14 protein-coding genes and 1 rRNA gene are annotated in these 18,171 nt (G+C 40.3%); 8 read left to right on the forward strand and 7 right to left on the reverse strand.

Annotation, left to right across the window (positions count from 1 at the left end; genetic code table 11):
* Positions 1-52: 52 nt before the first annotated feature.
* Positions 53-1,585 (reverse strand): 16S ribosomal RNA (locus BFC17_RS09800).
* Positions 1,586-1,660: 75 nt separating this feature from the next.
* The gene (locus BFC17_RS09805) at positions 1,661-2,020 is read right to left on the reverse strand and encodes a hypothetical protein (RefSeq protein WP_070176308.1); all 360 of its coding nucleotides are present in this window, start codon (positions 2,018-2,020) and stop codon (positions 1,661-1,663) included.
* A 152-nt stretch (positions 2,021-2,172) separates the two neighbouring features.
* Here BFC17_RS09805 and BFC17_RS09810 point away from each other — a divergent pair, with 152 nt between their 5' ends.
* Positions 2,173-2,946: a hypothetical protein gene (locus BFC17_RS09810; protein ID WP_070176309.1), complete on the forward strand. Its 774-nt coding sequence runs from the start codon at positions 2,173-2,175 to the stop codon at positions 2,944-2,946.
* Between the two features lie 16 nt (positions 2,947-2,962).
* On the opposite strand, the gene BFC17_RS09815 is transcribed toward BFC17_RS09810, so the two are convergent.
* The 5 genes from BFC17_RS09815 to rfbA all read right to left on the reverse strand — a co-directional run bounded on the left by BFC17_RS09815 (position 2,963) and on the right by rfbA (position 8,623).
* Entirely contained in the window at positions 2,963-4,705 is a 1,743-nt protein-coding gene (locus tag BFC17_RS09815) for a glycosyltransferase family 2 protein (protein WP_229681110.1), read from the reverse strand.
* Positions 4,706-4,836: 131 nt separating this feature from the next.
* Entirely contained in the window at positions 4,837-5,922 is a 1,086-nt protein-coding gene (rfbB, locus tag BFC17_RS09820; RefSeq protein ID WP_070176310.1) for a dTDP-glucose 4,6-dehydratase, read from the reverse strand.
* 22 nt (positions 5,923-5,944) lie between these two features.
* Positions 5,945-6,799 (reverse strand): dTDP-4-dehydrorhamnose reductase, encoded by an 855-nt coding sequence (rfbD, locus tag BFC17_RS09825; RefSeq protein WP_070176311.1) that lies wholly within the window; start codon positions 6,797-6,799, stop codon positions 5,945-5,947.
* Positions 6,800-6,822: 23 nt separating this feature from the next.
* Entirely contained in the window at positions 6,823-7,368 is a 546-nt protein-coding gene (gene rfbC / locus BFC17_RS09830; protein ID WP_070176406.1) for a dTDP-4-dehydrorhamnose 3,5-epimerase, read from the reverse strand.
* A gap of 376 nt (positions 7,369-7,744) precedes the next feature.
* Entirely contained in the window at positions 7,745-8,623 is an 879-nt protein-coding gene (gene rfbA / locus BFC17_RS09835; protein WP_070176312.1) for a glucose-1-phosphate thymidylyltransferase RfbA, read from the reverse strand.
* A gap of 191 nt (positions 8,624-8,814) precedes the next feature.
* On the opposite strand from rfbA, the gene BFC17_RS09840 reads away from it, so the two are divergent.
* The 7 genes from BFC17_RS09840 to BFC17_RS09870 are packed head-to-tail and all read left to right on the forward strand — an operon-like array spanning position 8,815 to position 18,161.
* Positions 8,815-11,523: a glycoside hydrolase family 99-like domain-containing protein gene (locus BFC17_RS09840; RefSeq protein WP_070176313.1), complete on the forward strand. Its 2,709-nt coding sequence runs from the start codon at positions 8,815-8,817 to the stop codon at positions 11,521-11,523.
* Complete coding sequence (locus BFC17_RS09845; RefSeq protein ID WP_070176314.1) at positions 11,523-12,632, forward strand: glycosyltransferase; 1,110 nt, start codon at positions 11,523-11,525, stop codon at positions 12,630-12,632. The genes BFC17_RS09840 and BFC17_RS09845 overlap by 1 nt, the downstream gene beginning before the upstream one ends.
* A complete protein-coding gene (locus tag BFC17_RS09850) occupies positions 12,629-13,612 on the forward strand; it encodes a hypothetical protein (RefSeq protein WP_070176315.1) in 984 nt (327 codons plus the stop codon). Before BFC17_RS09845 ends, BFC17_RS09850 begins: the two co-directional genes overlap by 4 nt.
* Entirely contained in the window at positions 13,612-14,889 is a 1,278-nt protein-coding gene (locus tag BFC17_RS09855; protein WP_070176316.1) for a methyltransferase domain-containing protein, read from the forward strand. The genes BFC17_RS09850 and BFC17_RS09855 overlap by 1 nt, the downstream gene beginning before the upstream one ends.
* Positions 14,886-16,166: a hypothetical protein gene (locus BFC17_RS09860; protein ID WP_070176317.1), complete on the forward strand. Its 1,281-nt coding sequence runs from the start codon at positions 14,886-14,888 to the stop codon at positions 16,164-16,166. The genes BFC17_RS09855 and BFC17_RS09860 overlap by 4 nt, the downstream gene beginning before the upstream one ends.
* Positions 16,166-17,287: a hypothetical protein gene (locus tag BFC17_RS09865; RefSeq protein ID WP_070176318.1), complete on the forward strand. Its 1,122-nt coding sequence runs from the start codon at positions 16,166-16,168 to the stop codon at positions 17,285-17,287. Before BFC17_RS09860 ends, BFC17_RS09865 begins: the two co-directional genes overlap by 1 nt.
* Positions 17,280-18,161, forward strand: a complete 882-nt coding sequence (locus BFC17_RS09870; protein ID WP_070176319.1) for a WcbI family polysaccharide biosynthesis putative acetyltransferase — start codon at positions 17,280-17,282, stop codon at positions 18,159-18,161. The genes BFC17_RS09865 and BFC17_RS09870 overlap by 8 nt, the downstream gene beginning before the upstream one ends.
* The last annotated feature ends 10 nt before the right edge of the window (positions 18,162-18,171 follow it).

Here is an 18,171-nt window from a genome sequence, read left to right on the forward strand (position 1 = left end):
ATAACAAAACAATCTGTGTAGGCACTACATCAAGTCGTCCAACGACTTTACGTAAGGAGGTGATCCAACCCCAGGTTCCCCTAGGGTTACCTTGTTACGACTTCACCCCAGTCATGAAACACAAAGTGGTAATCGTCCTCCCGAAGGTTAGACTAACTACTTCTTTTGCATCCCACTCCCATGGTGTGACGGGCGGTGTGTACAAGGCCCGGGAACGTATTCACCGCAGTATGCTGACCTGCGATTACTAGCGATTCCGACTTCATGGAGTCGAGTTGCAGACTCCAATCCGGACTACGACAAGCTTTAAGGGGTCCGCTCCACATCACTGTCTCGCTTCCCTCTGTACTTGCCATTGTAGCACGTGTGTAGCCCTACACGTAAGGGCCATGATGACTTGACGTCGTCCCCACCTTCCTCCGGTTTGTCACCGGCAGTCTCCTTAGAGTGCCCAACTAAATGATGGCAACTAAGGACAAGGGTTGCGCTCGTTGCGGGACTTAACCCAACATCTCACGACACGAGCTGACGACAGCCATGCAGCACCTGTGTCAGAGTTCCCGAAGGCACCAATCCATCTCTGGAAAGTTCTCTGCATGTCAAGTGTAGGTAAGGTTCTTCGCGTTGCATCGAATTAAACCACATGCTCCACCGCTTGTGCGGGCCCCCGTCAATTCATTTGAGTTTTAACCTTGCGGCCGTACTCCCCAGGCGGTCTACTTAGCGCGTTAGCTTCGCTACGCACGAATTAAATTCACACACAGCTAGTAGACAGCGTTTACGGTGTGGACTACCAGGGTATCTAATCCTGTTCGCTACCCACACTTTCGCACATGAGCGTCAGTCTTTGGCCAGGGAGCCGCCTTCGCCACTGATGTTCCTCCAGATATCTACGCATTTCACCGCTACACCTGGAATTCCACTCCCCTCTCCAAGACTCTAGTCTGCCAGTTCTAAATGACCATCCCAGGTTGAGCCCGGGGCTTTCACATCTAGCTTAACAAACCGCCTGCGTGCGCTTTACGCCCAGTAATTCCGATTAACGCTCGCACCCTCCGTATTACCGCGGCTGCTGGCACGGAGTTAGCCGGTGCTTCTTCTGTTGTTAACGTCACAGCTGGCAGGTATTAACTACCAACCTTTCCTCACAACTGAAAGTGCTTTACAACCCGAAGGCCTTCTTCACACACGCGGCATGGCTGCATCAGGGTTTCCCCCATTGTGCAATATTCCCCACTGCTGCCTCCCGTAGGAGTCTGGGCCGTGTCTCAGTCCCAGTGTGGCTGATCTTCCTCTCAGAACAGCTAGAGATCGTCGCCTTGGTAAGCCTTTACCTTACCAACTAGCTAATCTCACTTGGGCCTCTCTTTGCGCGGGAGCCGAAGCCCCCTTTGGTCCGAAGACATCATGCGGTATTAGCAGTCGTTTCCAACTGTTATCCCCCTCGCAAAGGCAAGTTCCCAAGCATTACTCACCCGTCCGCCACTCGTCAGCGATGTGCAAGCACATCCTGCTACCGTTCGACTTGCATGTGTTAGGCCTGCCGCCAGCGTTCAATCTGAGCCATGATCAAACTCTTCAATTAAATATATCGAAATTTTGAATTGTCGTTGTTGACACTCTTAATGAGTGCCCACACAGATTGTCTTGTTATAAATTGTTAAAGAACAGTGCAAAGCGTTGATTTAACTAAGCTTTGCAGCTTCAGGCTTTTGTATTTAGCCCCGAAGCGGGATGCGCATATTACGCTTTTCATTTTCAGTGTCAACCACTTTTTGAAACTTAATTTCGAAGGGTTGAAACTTAAAACCACATCAACGTTGTCGTTCAGACCTCGTTGAAGTGAGGCGCGCATTTTACGCTGTTGGCTTTCAGTGTCAATGCTTTTTTTGAAGTTTTTCAAACGTAGCATCTGGCTGGAAGCAGCTTCACATAAGGCTTTCGCGTTATGCCGGTTGAGCCCGTTGGGCGCTCCCCGTTGAAGTGGGGCGCATTTTAGAGATTTATAATTAAAGGTCAATACCCATACCTAACATTTATTGTGTTTTTAGGTTTAAACGGATACTTTGTAATCAATATGACAATTTTGTTAGCTAAAATTGAACTAAATCACGTTCTGCTGTTCAAAAATTGGCTATATATAAATGTGCTACTCAATTAAAAGGTTTTAACATGAAGCGTAGTTGTAGTTATATCCTTAGTACGTTATTGCTGATTTCCAGTCATGCCGCACTAGCTATTACTGACAGTGAAATGCAGGAAAGCGAAAACAAAGTGCTCCAGGCATTTATTAAACGGCAGGTTAACCAAACGATGTCAGTGGGTCGTGCGGTTGGTTCGATTACCAGTAATTATCCTAACGAAGTAGAAACCATAGTGGCTACCGCTTTGGATATGTATCCGGAGCAGTATGAAGAAATTATTCATGCCGCCATTTCTTCCAAACCCAGCGCAACCTCTCAAATCGTAAAGATTGCAATTAATAAGGAAGTGACAACCTGCCCTAACATTGTTGAGCTCGCCATTGAGGCCGATCCCAGTTACGTTGACTTTGTTGTGGGTGCGGCGGCGCATACCAGTCCTGAACAGTTAAAAGATATCGTAAGAGTAGCCGTGCTTACCGAACCCGATTCTGCCGATACCATAGTGCAGACGCTAACCGCAGAACACCCTAATGAATTAGCGGATATTCTAACAAGTGCTATCCGTGCGGTACCACTGGTAGGAGAATATGTTGTTGATGCCTTATTAGCGCTTTTCCCAAGCGAAGCGGAAACTGTTGTGACCACCGCAGTCAGAGAGTCCGCTACACAGCGCGATCAGGTACTTAAAATTATTGAAACTGCTCACCAGGCCGGTGTTGAAGATGAAGCGTTAAAACGTTACGCCATTAATGGTGGGGCAAGTGAAGAAGAATACAGTGCGGCAATGAAGCAAAACGATTAATCGTTTTGCTTGCTCTTTACTGCGAATTCCACTCTTTTTGATCTTTGATTGAAAAGTTCTCTCTGCGCAAGGTCAGGTTTGGGTTATAAGCCGGATCATGCGCGATAACATCCGCCCAGTTTGTCTGCAGATAATCCAGTTCAGCATTAAACCGGGCCATTTTCTCTTTGCTGACATCCAATCCCCGGGATACTGATTCATGATGATATAGTTCTGCTTCAGCGCAATAGAGATTTCTTACGCCTGATTCTCTTACCCGCAGACAAAAATCCACATCATTAAAAGCAACAGTCAGATCTGTTTCGTTTAGCCCACCCACTAAGTCAAACAACGACTTCTTAATCAACAAGCAAGCTGCCGTTACCGCACTGTAGTTTTGTGTAGCTATCAGGCGGTTCATATATCCCGGATGATAACGCGGGAAGTACTTGTGCGCATGTCCTGCTCCGCCCCCGTACCCCAGCACCACTCCGGCATGCTGAATACGGTCGTCGCCATACATGAGTTTTGCCCCCACACAACCAATATCTTCACGCAGTGCATGCCCTACCATATACTCCAGCCAATCTGACGTAATCACTTCAATATCGTTGTTAACGAGGCCAATGACTTCGCCTTTAGCATGCTTTACTGCAAAGTTGTTTATTGCTGAGTAATTAAAAGGGTGTGGATATTTTAAAACTCGAATTTTGGGGTGCTTATCCAGTTCATCGAAATAGGCCAGTGATTCAGGCTCATCGGAATTATTGTCCACCAGCAAAATTTCGTAATTTTGGTATGTGCTTTTTTTAAGAATGGACTCAATACAGTCCTTAACTAACCCTTTAGCATTTTTGGTCGGAATGATAAGTGAAACCAGCGGCTGGCTATAAACTGGCCATTGCATAACATTGATCTGCTTATCGGCAATGGTGGTCGCTGCAGCTTGCTCCGTTTTAATAAACTCTGCAATTTCTTTCAACTGCTGACGCCTACGCTGCTTACTGTCCGGGTAATGAAGTAATGACAACGCAACGTGGCTGATATTGATCGTCCTGTTATTCATCCATATCTGCACTAAAGCACCGGCTATGGTTTTCGCTGATATCTGCGTGAGTGATTTTTTTGCTAACGCAGAAAACACTACGCCACTTTCTATATAAGCGGCGCTAAACTGATAATCCGGATTCCAGTCTGGCAACAACCGGGCATTTTCGAGCATGCCTGCCGCGGTTTTCTCATCAGAATCTACATATAAGATATCGTCGAATTTCTGCCGACAAATGCAAGCTAAAGCCTGAGGGTGAAGTTCGTCGCCGGCGTTTATCAACAGTAAAGGAGAATCATCTTGCTGTATTACGGGATCACTACTCCCATTTACGCCATGCAGTTTAGAAGAGAGTTCTGTCCAGGGCGATTGCAAGTCCTGGATTTCAGTGTAAACCCTGTCAATCAGGTCTACCTGACGCTGCAATGAATTGAGCGTTAGCTTAATAGCCTCCGCTCCCTGACCAATTATCACCACCGACACGGCTGAATGAATACGGCCATCTGCTTTTATCGTTTCATCAATGCTGGTTTGCTGAAGGGATAGGGTTTGGTAATACAGCGCCTGCAACTTTCTCTTGCTGGGGAAACCATAAAACAAGCCAGACTTTTGCAATGACCGACTATAAAAAGAGGTGAGCGCTGGATTTTTTTTGGCAAATTCTCGCAAAGGTTTAGGAAAAAGCCCGACTCCGGCTTTAATGGCTAACATTGAGTATTTTTTTAACGACATGCGCGAAGAATCTACATTCCATTATCAACTAACTTGCCGCAACAAATACCGGCAACAACTGCGGGGCAGTATCGCTTAAAAAGCAAAAAGGGGCAAATTGCCCCTTCCTGTTTATTATGAATTTTTACTGCTTATACTGTACCTAACCGCTCCCCCTGATAACTGCCATCTAACACGGCTTGCCACCAGGCGGTGTTGTTCAGGTACCATTCAACGGTTTTCTTAATACCACTCTCAAAGGTTTCCTGAGGGCTCCAGCCCAGCTCTTTTTTGATTTTGCTGGCATCAATGGCATAACGCATGTCATGGCCGGGGCGGTCTGCCACGCTGGTGATTAAATCACGGTAGCTGCCATCGGCTTTGGGTTTCACTTCATCGAGGATGTCACAGATGGTGTGTACTACTTCGATGTTTTGTTTTTCGTTATGGCCACCGATGTTATAGGTTTCCCCAATCTCACCCTGAGTGGCAACTACAACCAGTGCTCTGGCATGGTCTTCCACAAACAGCCAGTCACGAATTTGATTACCCTTACCGTACACTGGTAATGGCTTGCCCGCTAAAGCGTTGAGTATCATTAGCGGAATGAGTTTTTCCGGGAAGTGATACGGGCCATAGTTGTTAGAGCAGTTAGTCACTACCGTTGGCAGTTTAAAGGTACGTAACCAGGCGCGCACCAGGTGGTCTGACGCAGCCTTAGAGGCCGAATAGGGTGAGCTTGGCTCGTAGGAAGTCTCTTCAGTAAACAGCGGTAGTTCGCTACCGGCTTCTACTTCATCCGGGTGCGGTAAATCGCCGTACACTTCATCGGTTGAGATGTGGTGGAATTTAAAACCAGCCTTTTTCTCTTCGTCCAGCGCGGCGTAATAGGCGCGAGCCTGCTCCAGCAGCACATAGGTACCTACCACGTTAGTTTGAATAAATTCACCCGGGCCATCAATAGAGCGGTCGACGTGGCTCTCGGCCGCAAGGTGCATAATGATATCAGGCTGATAAGTGTCCAGAACCCGTTTTACTTCGGGTCCATCGCAGATATCCACTTGTTCAAAATGATATCGCTCACTTGAATCCACTTCTTTAAGCGACTCCAGGTTACCCGCATATGTGAGTTTATCCAGATTTACAACGGTATGCGCTGTATCGTTAATCAGGTGGCGAACCACGGCTGAGCCAATAAAGCCAGCTCCGCCGGTAACAATAATCGTTTTTGCTGTCATGTTCTTTTATTCTCTATTGCTATTACACCAGCTCATCCATCATGGCGCTGAGTTGTTCGCGCCAGTGATTGAGCGGAGAAGTAAAGGTCTCGCGCGTCAGGGTTTTATCCAGCACGCTATAATGGGGTCGCTTGGCCGGTGTGGGATACGCACTGCTGGGGATAGGATTAATTGGCACCGCTTGTGTTAGCAGTCTTTTTTCTAACCCTAACTGCTGAATGGCTACAGCAAAATCATACCAGCTGCATACGCCTTCATCTGACCAATGGTAAATACCGGCATGGTGTTGGGTGGCTGCTTCCACACAAGCACGTGCCAGCCCTTTTGCCCAGGTTGGGCTACCAATCTGGTCATCTATCACGCCCAGTTGTGGCTTTTCGGCCATCAGGCGAAGCATGGTTTTCACAAAGTTGTTGCCGTGACTGGCATAAACCCACGAGGTACGCAAAATCGCACTGGCTTCCGGGAGGATAGCCGTGACTTCCGCTTCGCCTGCGGCTTTGGTTTTACCGTACATGCCTTGCGGTTCGATGGCATCATCTACCGTATACGGCGAGCCCTTCTCGCCATTGAACACGTAATCGGTAGACACATGAACGAAGAAAGCATTGTTCGCTTTACAGTAGGTAGCCAGATTAGCCACGGCGGTTTGGTTAATTAAATATGCGTTGGCTTCATCGGATTCTGCTTTATCTACCGCAGTGTAGGCCGAGGCGTTAATTACGGCATCGGGTTTAAGTGTATCCAGCTTGGCGGCAATATCCTCTGCCAACGTAATGTCGATATCGTCACGGCCTAAACATACCGCGTCCGGTAACAGCCGGGCAATCTCCCACGCCAGCTGACCGCTTTTACCAATAACCACTAATTTAGTCATCTCTAATCCTTTAAAAACGCGTTTTAAAAGGTGGGCGCATCAACAAAGGCCGTACCCGCTTCATCTTTACCCGATAAAGATGGCGCTTCGCCATTTACCAACGGCCAGTCTATACCAATGGTCGGGTCATCATATTTCACAGAAATTTCGGATTCAGGATGATAGTAGTCGGTGCACTTGTACACAAACTCAGCCGATTCTGACGTAACGTAAAAACCGTGAGCGAAACCGGCTGGTACCCATAACTGACGTTTGTTCTCGGCAGAAAGATACACGCCGACCCACTTGCCAAATGTTTCAGAGTCTTTGCGCATATCAACCGCAACATCAAACACTTCGCCAGAAACAACACGGACTAATTTGCCCTGGGTTTGCTCAAGCTGATAATGCAAGCCACGTAAAATGCCCTGCTTGGATTTAGAGTGATTGTCTTGTACAAAATCTACGTTTGCACATTCTGCTTTAAACCAATCAGTACGAAAGGTTTCCATAAAAAAACCACGCTCATCACCAAAGACGCGTGGTTCGATAATTTTGACATCCGGGATGTCTGTTTTAACTACTTGCATTGTAAATTCTTTTCCTATCTTCATTCTGTCATTTCAGAAAGGGCATCGGCTTATCCTGGACTTTCTGACTATGCTTCGTCATCACAGAAAGTGCACACTATCCTGTCATCCCGGAAAAGACACAGCATTTATCCGGGATCTCCTAAATCATTCGTTGCCACTTCACCATGCTTTTATGGAGATCCCGGCTCAAGGCCGGGATGACAATAAAATCGGCTGGGATGAAAAAATATTGGTCTTCATGCCTTATTCACTCTTCCGTCATCCCGGAGAGTGCGCAGCGCTTATCCGGGATCTCACAGTCAATGCGCTGATGCTAATTAACCAAACCACTAAGGAAATTCAGGCTGAAGACCAGGATAACCCGCGAAGCGAGTTACTTAACTCTGTCACCAATTACTTTCAGCAGATAACTACCGTAACCACTTTTCACCAAAGGCGCTGCTAGTTTTTCTAACTGTTCTGCGTCTATATAGCCCATGCGGTAAGCCACTTCTTCAGGACAGCAAATTTTAAGACCCTGGCGCTTTTCTATAGCTGCAACGAAGTTTGCTGCATCGAGCAGGCTATCAAGTGTACCTGTATCTAACCAGGCAGATCCACGGCCCATCAATTCAACTTTTAAAGAGCCGTCTTGCAGATACATATTGTTCAGATCAGTAATTTCCAGTTCGCCACGATGGGACGGCTTGACTTCCTTGGCGAAATCAACGACCCGGTTATCGTAGTAATACAGTCCGGTTACAGCATAATTAGACTTGGCAACTTCCGGTTTTTCTTCGATAGACAACGCATTCCAATCATCGTCGAAATCAACCACACCATAACGTTCTGGATCATTTACATGATACCCGAATACTGTTGCGCCTTCAGTTTGTCCATAAGCATTTTTGAGAGACTGACGTAAATCATGGCCGTAGTAGATGTTATCCCCCAAGACTAGAGAACAGCTATTGTTACCAATGAAGTCTTCTCCAATCAAAAATGCCTGTGCCAAACCATCAGGTGAGGGCTGCACCGCGTATTGAAGATTTAATCCCCAAGCTGAACCATCACCAAGTAATTCGATAAAACGCGATTGCTCTTCAGGCGTGGTGATGATGAGGATATCTCTAATCCCTGACATCATAAGCGTTGACAATGGGTAATAAATCATCGGTTTGTCGTAAACCGGCATCAACTGTTTGCTTACGACCTTAGTAAGCGGATGTAGGCGAGTTCCAGAGCCCCCCGCCAGAATTATTCCTTTTCTCATAAAACCATTTAGTGAAGTTGCTAGCAATTAGAGGTTGATAATAACGTAAAAAAAAGAAAAAATGTAGCCGAATTATAGGGTGACAAAAGCCGCTATGAATTTGAAAGCTTGCGAAGAGCATAGCAAAAGCTCAATCAACTGAAATCTACCTAAGTAGCAGTAATTTTTAACAGCAAAATATTGGTAACGTAATGTCCTTAAAAACAATTATCGAAACGGCTCCAAGTTTTTTTCATTCTGAATTTTCACTCTACAACTTAGGTTGTGATTTGGACAATGATTGTATCGAAGATAAATATATTAGTTATTTTGCTGAGAACAGTATTAGTCCGCGAATTTCAGCTTATTTTGATCCGAATTATTATCAACAAAATAACCCCGATGTTCACGATGCTGGAATGGAGGCTCTCGAGCATTTTTTTCACTACGGGATTAAAGAAAAAAGGTCTCCGCACCCATTGATAGACTTATATTTCATATCAGATCAAATGCAGGCCGATATTTTAGATTTATCACAACTTAGTGATTACATTAACTCCAACTGTAGAACGTCACCGTACTTTGATAGTCAATTTTACCTTGACGCATACAGAGATATTGCAGCAACAGATATGACCGCTTTGTACCATTTTATTATTGCTGGCGGAGCAGAACAACGATTACCAAATTCCTATTTTAATTATGAAATATACAGACACGAAGCCAAACTAAATAATATAGATGGATTCTCTACATTTATAGATCATGTAGTTAGAGGCGACCACGAAAGAATAGAGTTCTCTAAGAATTTTGATTATGAATATTATTATGAAAACTACAGCAATCATCTTAATGGGGAATCGAGATTTTACAGACACTATGTCATTGCAGGTAAAAGCCTTAACTTCACCACAAAGCCAAAAGTAATTCTTACTGGTAAACAGTTAATAAGTTCTGAATCACTTTATTACGAGTTTAAAGAACGTCTGAATAAACGTAAATTAAGTCAAAGCTCTTCTTCAACTGCAAATACTATATTCGAATTTTCTAGTGAAAATGAAATGGAAGAATTTGTTGGTACATTAAAAGCTCTTCCTCCCGTCGAAAAACCAGACATTTCGATACTCATACCCGTTTATAAGGCTAAAAAAGAACTTATTGAATGTTTACACTCTATTTATCAGTCTACTCTCGATGAATTGACATTCGAAATTATTATTGCAGATGATTGTCCTCAAGACGACGAGATTCAGAATTTATTGGTAGAAATCCCTAGTATTAAATATATAAAAAACAATGAAAATTTAGGATTTCTTAGAAACGTTAATAACGCAATAGATTTTGTAGTAGCGGATGTAACTTTGCTCTTAAATAGCGATATTCAAGTTGAAGAGTTCTGTATAAAAAATCTCTATAACGAACTTTTATCTGACAAGAGCATTGGTGTTACTGGTCCCAAAATTCTATACCCAAGCGGACTACTCCAAGAAGCAGGAGGCGCTGTAAAATCAAATTTAGAAACTGAAATGTGTGGACATGGAGAGAATTCAGATGATCCACGCTTCAATTTCTCTAGAGATGTTGATTATATCTCTGGCGCTTGCTTAGCTTTCACTACTGAGGACTTTATTAGTACAGGAAAATTCGATGAAGGCTTGCAGCCAGCTTATTGCGAGGATCTTGACTATTGTTTAAGAGTAACGCAATCCGGTAAAAAAGTGCGGTATGTCAATACTGCCGTTGCATTCCATCATTTAAGCGTCAGTATGAATAGTAAATCGCCAATTTTTAAGATTATTCAAACAGCTAAGAATAAAAACTATTTACTGCACAAACACTATAAATATTTGCAATCAAAGAGGAAGAAAGTAATTGCTCTCTATTTGCCTCAATTTCATGAAACCAAAAGAAACAATTTGTGGTGGGGTAAAGGATTTACTGAGTGGACAGGAGCTAATAATGCCAAACCAAATTTTGCAGACCACTATCAACCACATGTCTCATCAGAACTTGGATTTTATAATTTAACCAGTCCTGATTCCCATCTGAAACAAGAAAAGATAGCTAAAGAAAATAATATAGCTGCTTTTTGCTTCTACTATTATAATTTTGGGAAAGGTAACGAAATATTACAAAGAGCATTAGAGACTTATTTATCATCTGGTTCCAAAATGCCGTTCATGCTTTGCTGGGCAAATGAAAATTGGACTAGAACCTGGGACGGAGAGGAAAAAAATGTACTTTTAAAACAGGAAGCAAACTCAGATTCAGAATTTCTCCAAGTATTGAAAGACATGGAAAGGTTTGTAAGTTCACCAAATAATTACACTATAAACGGTAAAAAAGCGATTTGTATATATCGTGCATCACAATTTGAAAACTTTGAACATAAAATCAAGCTATGGAGAGATTATTGGAAAGAAAAATATGATCAGGAATTACATATTATTCTTTTCGATAGCATGGAGAGAGTATCAAACGCTACGCCTCCGGAGAAGTTAGGTGCTGATGCAGCAGTCGAATTCCCTCCTCACGGTGTTACGAGTAGGACTACAAAACCATCTGAGGAAATTACTAATAAAGAGTTCAAAGGAACCTTAGTTGATTATCAAGATGCAGTAGAAGAATTATTGCTAAGAAAACATCCTGGTTACAAACGATACCCATCTACATTCCCATCTTGGGATAATACTCCGAGAAGACAAGACACTGCTACAATATTTACAGATTCGCACCCATCTGTATTCCAGGTCTACTTTGAGGAAAAAATGAAAGAGTCAGACCTCTATTCTGATGATGAAAAATTGATTTTTGTGAATGCTTGGAACGAATGGGGTGAAGGCACACATTTGGAGCCAGACATAAGATTTGGCAGAACATATTTACAAATAATAAATTCTTTAGTTGGGAGAAATAACTAATGAAAGTAGTACTAGTAGGTCATCCGTTTTCACCTATAGGAATGGGTGAACAATTAGTAAGCCTATCCTCAGCCTTATCAGCTTGTTATTTCCCTCACAAGATATTTGATGTTTTTCCATCATTACAAAACATGAATGAATCAGAGCGGGAATGGATTAAACCAATTTTAACAACAGACATAAATGACGCAGATATAAGAATATTCAATATCAATGGTGACGAAGTTGATGATGTAATAAATCAATTAAATAAAACTGGACTGAATTGGGAAAGCGCAACAAATGTAATAATGCCGGCATGGGAACTTTCAAATTACCCAATTGAATGGCAAGAAAAACTAAATATGTTCGATGAAATCTGGGCCATATCCAATTTTGTGAAAAAATGTATGAGTAAGTTTTTTGATGGGCCCGTTCGTCATATTGGTCAAGCTTGCGAAAGGAGAAAGGGTGCTATTTATAGCCGAAAATATTTTGGTTTAACTGATAGTGCACATATAATATTGGGATTTTTTGATGAATCATCTTATTTCACACGAAAAAACCCAAGAGCACTTGTACAAATACTCGATCGCCTAGAGGACGAGATACCTGAGGAAGATTATCAAATAGTAATAAAAACAAAAAACTTCAATAAAGAGAGTAGCTTTTCAGCTAAGTCGCATCCCAAATTGAAACAAATTTCTGGCAACCTCACCTACGATGAAATAACGTCTTTAATTACAGCCAGTGATACTTTTGTTAGTTTGCACCGTTCCGAAGGGCTTGGCAGGGGTGGAGCAGAGGCTGCACTTCTAGGCAAATCTTCAGTAATCACAGGTTATTCTGGGGTCGAAGACTATATAAACCACCCATCAGTTTTTCCAGTGAACTATAAACTTGTTGAATGCCAAGAAGGTGACTATCCTCACTGTATCGGCCAGTCTTGGGCTGAACCAGACATAGAACATGCAGTTAGAATTTTAATAGACCTTATTAAAAACTCACGTGAAATAGAATCAGACACGTATAATGGATCTGAAAACATAACAAACCTAGGTGTCGGCTTTAAAGCGATTTCCGCAATAACTAAAATTGCTGAAACTAGGAGTAGCGGGGAAATACTTTGAATTTGTATCTGCATATCGGTAATCACAAAACTGGCTCGACAGCAATTCAGTCTATATTAGAAAGCAATCTAGAAGTTCTAAGAGAAGCAGATTGTCTCTACCCAGAAACAGGTAGAGTAAAGGGAGCGCATCATGGTATTGTTAGGCATTTGAAAAAAGAAACCGAAAGTCATTTTAGTGATTTTATCGGTCACAAAGCTGATGAAGATGGATTTAATTCTTTAGTAAATAATTTGAAAGAAGAATGTGATGGATATAACAATATAATTATTTCAAGCGAAGAGTTTTTCAATTATAACAGCCTCGATATCGAACGGGTAAAGAAGTTTTTAAGTCTATTTAACAATACTACTGTAATTACATACCTTAGAAATCAACTAGCCCACATTGAAAGTTCGTACAAATTCTCTATCTCATGGATGCATGACAAAGAGTGTCGAAGTTTTAACGAGTATTATAAATACCAGACTAAAAGTAGTTATCATAGATATCTCCCAACAATAGAATTTTGGGAATTACTTGTAGACAAAGTGGAGTGTGTTTGCTTTGAAGAAAATACGAGTTTTCTGGTAGGGCCAATCTGCAAAAAATTAGGTATTGCGAATCCCAAAGAGGCTCTAAACCTTAATTCAGTAAGTCGGAACAAGTCGCCGAGCGTTCTTGAAGTAGTAATCCTACAAAAGTTAAAAGCTGCAAATACAGCTAGTGAAGAAATTTCAAACATAATGAAAAAAGTCAGAAGTCTGATATTTAGGGATTTAGACGCTCCTCTCATGAATGCGACATTTTTCACATTCGACCAATACATCTACTCTCGTGATCTATACAAGGAAAGTAATGAGATTATACAAAAAATGTATGGAATTAATCTAAACCGACACGTTCCTGATCCTAAAAAGCTGAGGTTTTACGATAGAATTAAAGAAGGTAAAGTCAATGACATTGAAGAGCTAATCTTATATTTAATGGAATTAAAATAGTGCATTGGCAAGCTTATACATTTGTAACAGCTGTAAAAGACGCTTTTCCGAATTATTTTTCATTTAGTAATGTCGTAGAGTTTGGTTCAGCAATAGTTAATTATTCCGTAAGAAATATTTTCGATAATAGCGAGCGATATTATGGTCTAGATCTGGCAGAACATCATGGTGTAGACATTATATACAATGGAGCTGATATATTTTTAGGCAAAGAATATGACGTTGCCATATCTTGTGAATGCTTTGAGCACAATCCTTTTTACGAAAAGACATTCGATAACATGCTCGCACATGTTAAGCCTGGCGGCCTCGTAATTTTTACATGTGCCTCAACCGGAAGGCCAGAGCATGGTATTTCTTTGCATAATCCAGAACAATCACCTGGGACTAGTACTATTGGGATGGAATACTATAAGAATCTAACTGAAAATGACTTTGACAAACGATTATTGGATAGTAGTTTTCGCGAATATCGTTTTTTCTACAATGATGACTCTCACGATCTATATTTTATCGGCTTAAGTAAATGCACTAATACCAGTGAAGATTATTTAAAAAATTTTCAGAAGATTAGTGACACAGTGGATATAGTACGCAGTTTAGGTATTGATATTTCTAGAATTTGGGAAAGAAAACCCGACAAAGAAACTACCGATAGAATAACTAGTGCTATAGCGTCACTTCCATCAGTGTGTATAACTGAGATTCTGCTGGAAAACTTGATACAACGTTTACTTAAAAATCTAGACGATACTCAACTACAATTTTATATAAATATATTTAGAAAGTTTATCGAAATAGATAGAACTAAAAATGTAAAAACATTCGAATCTTTATACTTATTGTATAAAACTAAACGACTATATTCAGACGCTCATGATGTGATCTCGTTGAGTTTTAGACTAAATAGGGACCAAATATCATTTTACTATACTTTTGAAAGTCTCACTAACCTCGATTTTGTATCTTCTGCAGAAAAGTTTCTTAATCAAAATATTTTACACCTATTTAAAAAATGTCCTGACTGGATGAAAAGTTCTATCATCCTACGTATTTGTAATAAAAGCCTTAATATTACGTTACCACCGCTTTATCTAAGTAAGCTTTTAGAAAATAATGAAAATGACATTTACACCATAGGAGTCGTAGCAAGATACTTCAATTATCTAAACCGAGTTGATGAGGCAAAATTGTTATATAGCAAATTAGACATTAGTTCTATCGATAAATCACTATCCTGGGTCCAGTCAGACATGAAAAAATTAGGTTTAATATGAGCGAGTTTGAGGTAATAGATTCAAATAATATTAGGCATTGCGAACTAAATTTAAATGATAATTTTGTAGGAACACTACTAGAGTTCAAGTCCAGGCTTAGCGCAACGAAAAACCTAAAGAAGATATATACTCGAATATTGAACGGAGTTTTTAATGGTGAAGGATTCAGATTGCCTGCACCTTGGGGGGGCGGTTATATTTGTTCTTATGACAGCTTCAAGTTTAAATGGTCGCGAAACGTAATTCTATTCCAAGTTGATGGTGACTATATCGCGATAGTTCAGAAATACTATTTTATAGACCAAATTTTCTTTTTTAATAAAAGAACACTATTAAAGTTAAACGAAACATTTGAAGATGATCAAAACTTCTGCAGTTCTCTATATGATGATATAGCTGACTTTATCGATAATAATGAAAGTTTGGGAAAAATTAAAAAGCCACTTCTCAGCCTTGAAACAAACAGGCCTTTTCACACTTATTATCCAATTTTAGGGTCTCTTTGTTTCATCAATAATTTTGTAAGTGATAAAGAAGTATTCTATTCTAAACAAGCTACTAGCTTTTTAGATTTTGAAAGTTTTTTTAGTTGGCTTAATCGTAGCGAAACTTTAGATGAAGTTCATTCAACATATCAAATCCGGACGGAATGCTGGTCATTTTCAAGTATGACTGATAAGGACTCTGAAATTGTAGAATACGCAAAAAACTACAAAATTAGGGACGAAACTATCGAGTCCACGTTAGATCAGTGCGATATACTGATATGGCTCGATCTTAATAGCGAAAAAAGAAGCTTACAAAATAGACTTTCATTATTCGAAAGGATATTAGAACATATTCGAGAAAGACAAAGCCAGTATCCAATAACCCTTTATTTAGATGGGCTCACTCAACCATTAGAGAGTAGGACTCCTAAAGTTTTTGATTCTGACAAAACTGAATTGGAAAAAGCTCTGACATATTTTAGTGAATTAGGAATTACAAATTTTATTGTTGGTTCCGGGCTGAACCCTTATGAAAAATTAAAAGTAGCAAGTAAAGCTAGTTTTTTTGCTTCAGATGCGGGTACTGCAAGTATTTACCCAGACAGGTTTTGTAAGATAGAAGGAATAATTTATAAACCAAACGGTTGGGCCGCTCCGGGTCACTTACATTTTAATTCTACAATAGTCCCAGAAAAATATATCAGAAATCTAGATAACACTCCCCCAGTTAATTGTAATTATCTAATTAACATCAATTTTTCAATAAATTTTTTCGAACGGGGTCAGTGATGAATATATGTATAGTCGGCGCGTCTAATTCCTTTCCAACAATGGCATTCCCTAAATATATTAGAGAAAATGACAATGTTAAATCGTACGGAAACTTTTCTGTCGGAGGCTCCAGTTCATTACTTGGGATAAGAGCCATTGAAAAAATCCCCAGCAATAAATATGATTTTGCTTTACTGGACTTTACTGTAAATGAAAATGTTTTTTATCGAAAAGGCAGTCTAAATAGAAATCATTTAAAAAGTACTTTGGATTCGCTTGTAATCGCTTTGAATGAAAAGTTTATAACTCCTGTTTTCTTGATATTTCCGACCACTACGGATAGTACAAGTGTAATAACAAACTTTTATCGAGAATATTGTATAGATAGAGGTCTTCTCTTTTTTGATATTTATAGGATTATTGACAGGTGGAAGCAAGTAACGGAGATAGAAGATGACTTTTTCTTCGAAAATGCTAATCATATTTCCCCAGAATTTAGCAAAGTTTCAGCTCAATTACTTATTGAGTCACTAGACTTAATTGATAATACCTCTAGTACTTACCATGATAGATTAGACATTAGTACTCATAAGGTTTCACTCTATAAAATTACAGAGTGTGTAGCTCATGATGCCCCGGTAGTTATAAATCAAATTTGTAATTCGGTCATTGAAGAGGACCTAATTAGCTGGGATGTAAGCTCAGAAATCGAATTAACAGTAAACAAAAATGATTGTATTATCGGTTATTCTTTTGACGCTGCAAAAAGCTCATGTTATTTGTCAATATCTGGAGATAACGAGTGCCTTATTGATCTCGGTACAGCCGTATACAAAGGAAATCGTGAAAATGTTTTTTTCATATTACCTGTTCCAGAATCCGTAAGATCGACGACAGGAAAATTTAAGCTCTCTTCAAGCTGTAACACTAATTCAAATATTAGCCCCATATACTCTCAGTGGAAGTTTGAGTACGATTCATTTCCGCCATTAAGCGGAGATATAAGTCTTGGGGATATTTACTGTGTATCTACAGACAAATGCATCCATACTAGTATAAGTCGTTACTTGAATAATGATTTGGCAGCTCAAGCTATTAACCATTTATCCACTATTAATAAAGATGGCTCCTATGAGTAAGATTAAAATTTCAATAATTGGCAATTGCCAGAATTTTGATATAGCAAACATTTTAAGCATATGTACGCAAAACAGAAATACAATTCATAACTTCAACCATAACTCTCTTTCTAAAAACTCAAAAGAAGTAGAAGATACACTTTCTTCAAGCGATTATATAATTACACAACACCTATCTGAAAGTTTTGGCGATTTTTCAACACAATCTTTGAAGAGCCGTTTCCATAGTAAATGTGTTGTAATACCCAACCTATTTTTCAGAGGTTACCACCCAGAACTAACTTATGCCGGCCAAGAGGGCCAAAGAGCTCAGTCCCCATTGGGTGATTATCATCACATTGGAATAGTCGCAGGTCATCAGTTAAATATAGCACCTAGCAATTTGATAAGATTATTAAAATCGAATGATTTTTATACTAAAACCGGCTTAGAATCAGTATATTTCCAAAGCTTAAATGAGTTACGGTCAAGAGAGTTAAATTGTGATGTAACTATTTCTGACTATATTGAAAAAAACTTTAGAAGTAGTGCATTGTTTTATACAGTCAACCACCCAACCATTTTGCTGCTGGCTGAGCTTGTCACACGAATATTGGTGTATATTGGTTTACCATTCGTTACCTTGCCACAACATGTAGTTAGGTCTCCAATGCTTCAAGGTCCTATATTCGCAATAAGTAAAGAGTATTCTTTGTTGAACAACATTACAGTCTCTCAGCCTTTCTTCATCAAAGCTGCAAATGCTGGTGGCGACTTTATGTCTCTTGAGAACTATATAGCTGCTAGTTACAATCTTTACAGTGGTTTGGCTTTAACACCAAGATTTAGAGAAGACTTCGACAAAGTTATTAGCTACTTTAGCGATAAAATCTAACACTTTTTAC

The organism is Marisediminitalea lipolytica (genome assembly GCF_001758465.1).
Taxonomy (GTDB): Bacteria; Pseudomonadota; Gammaproteobacteria; order Enterobacterales; family Alteromonadaceae; genus Alteromonas; species Alteromonas lipolytica.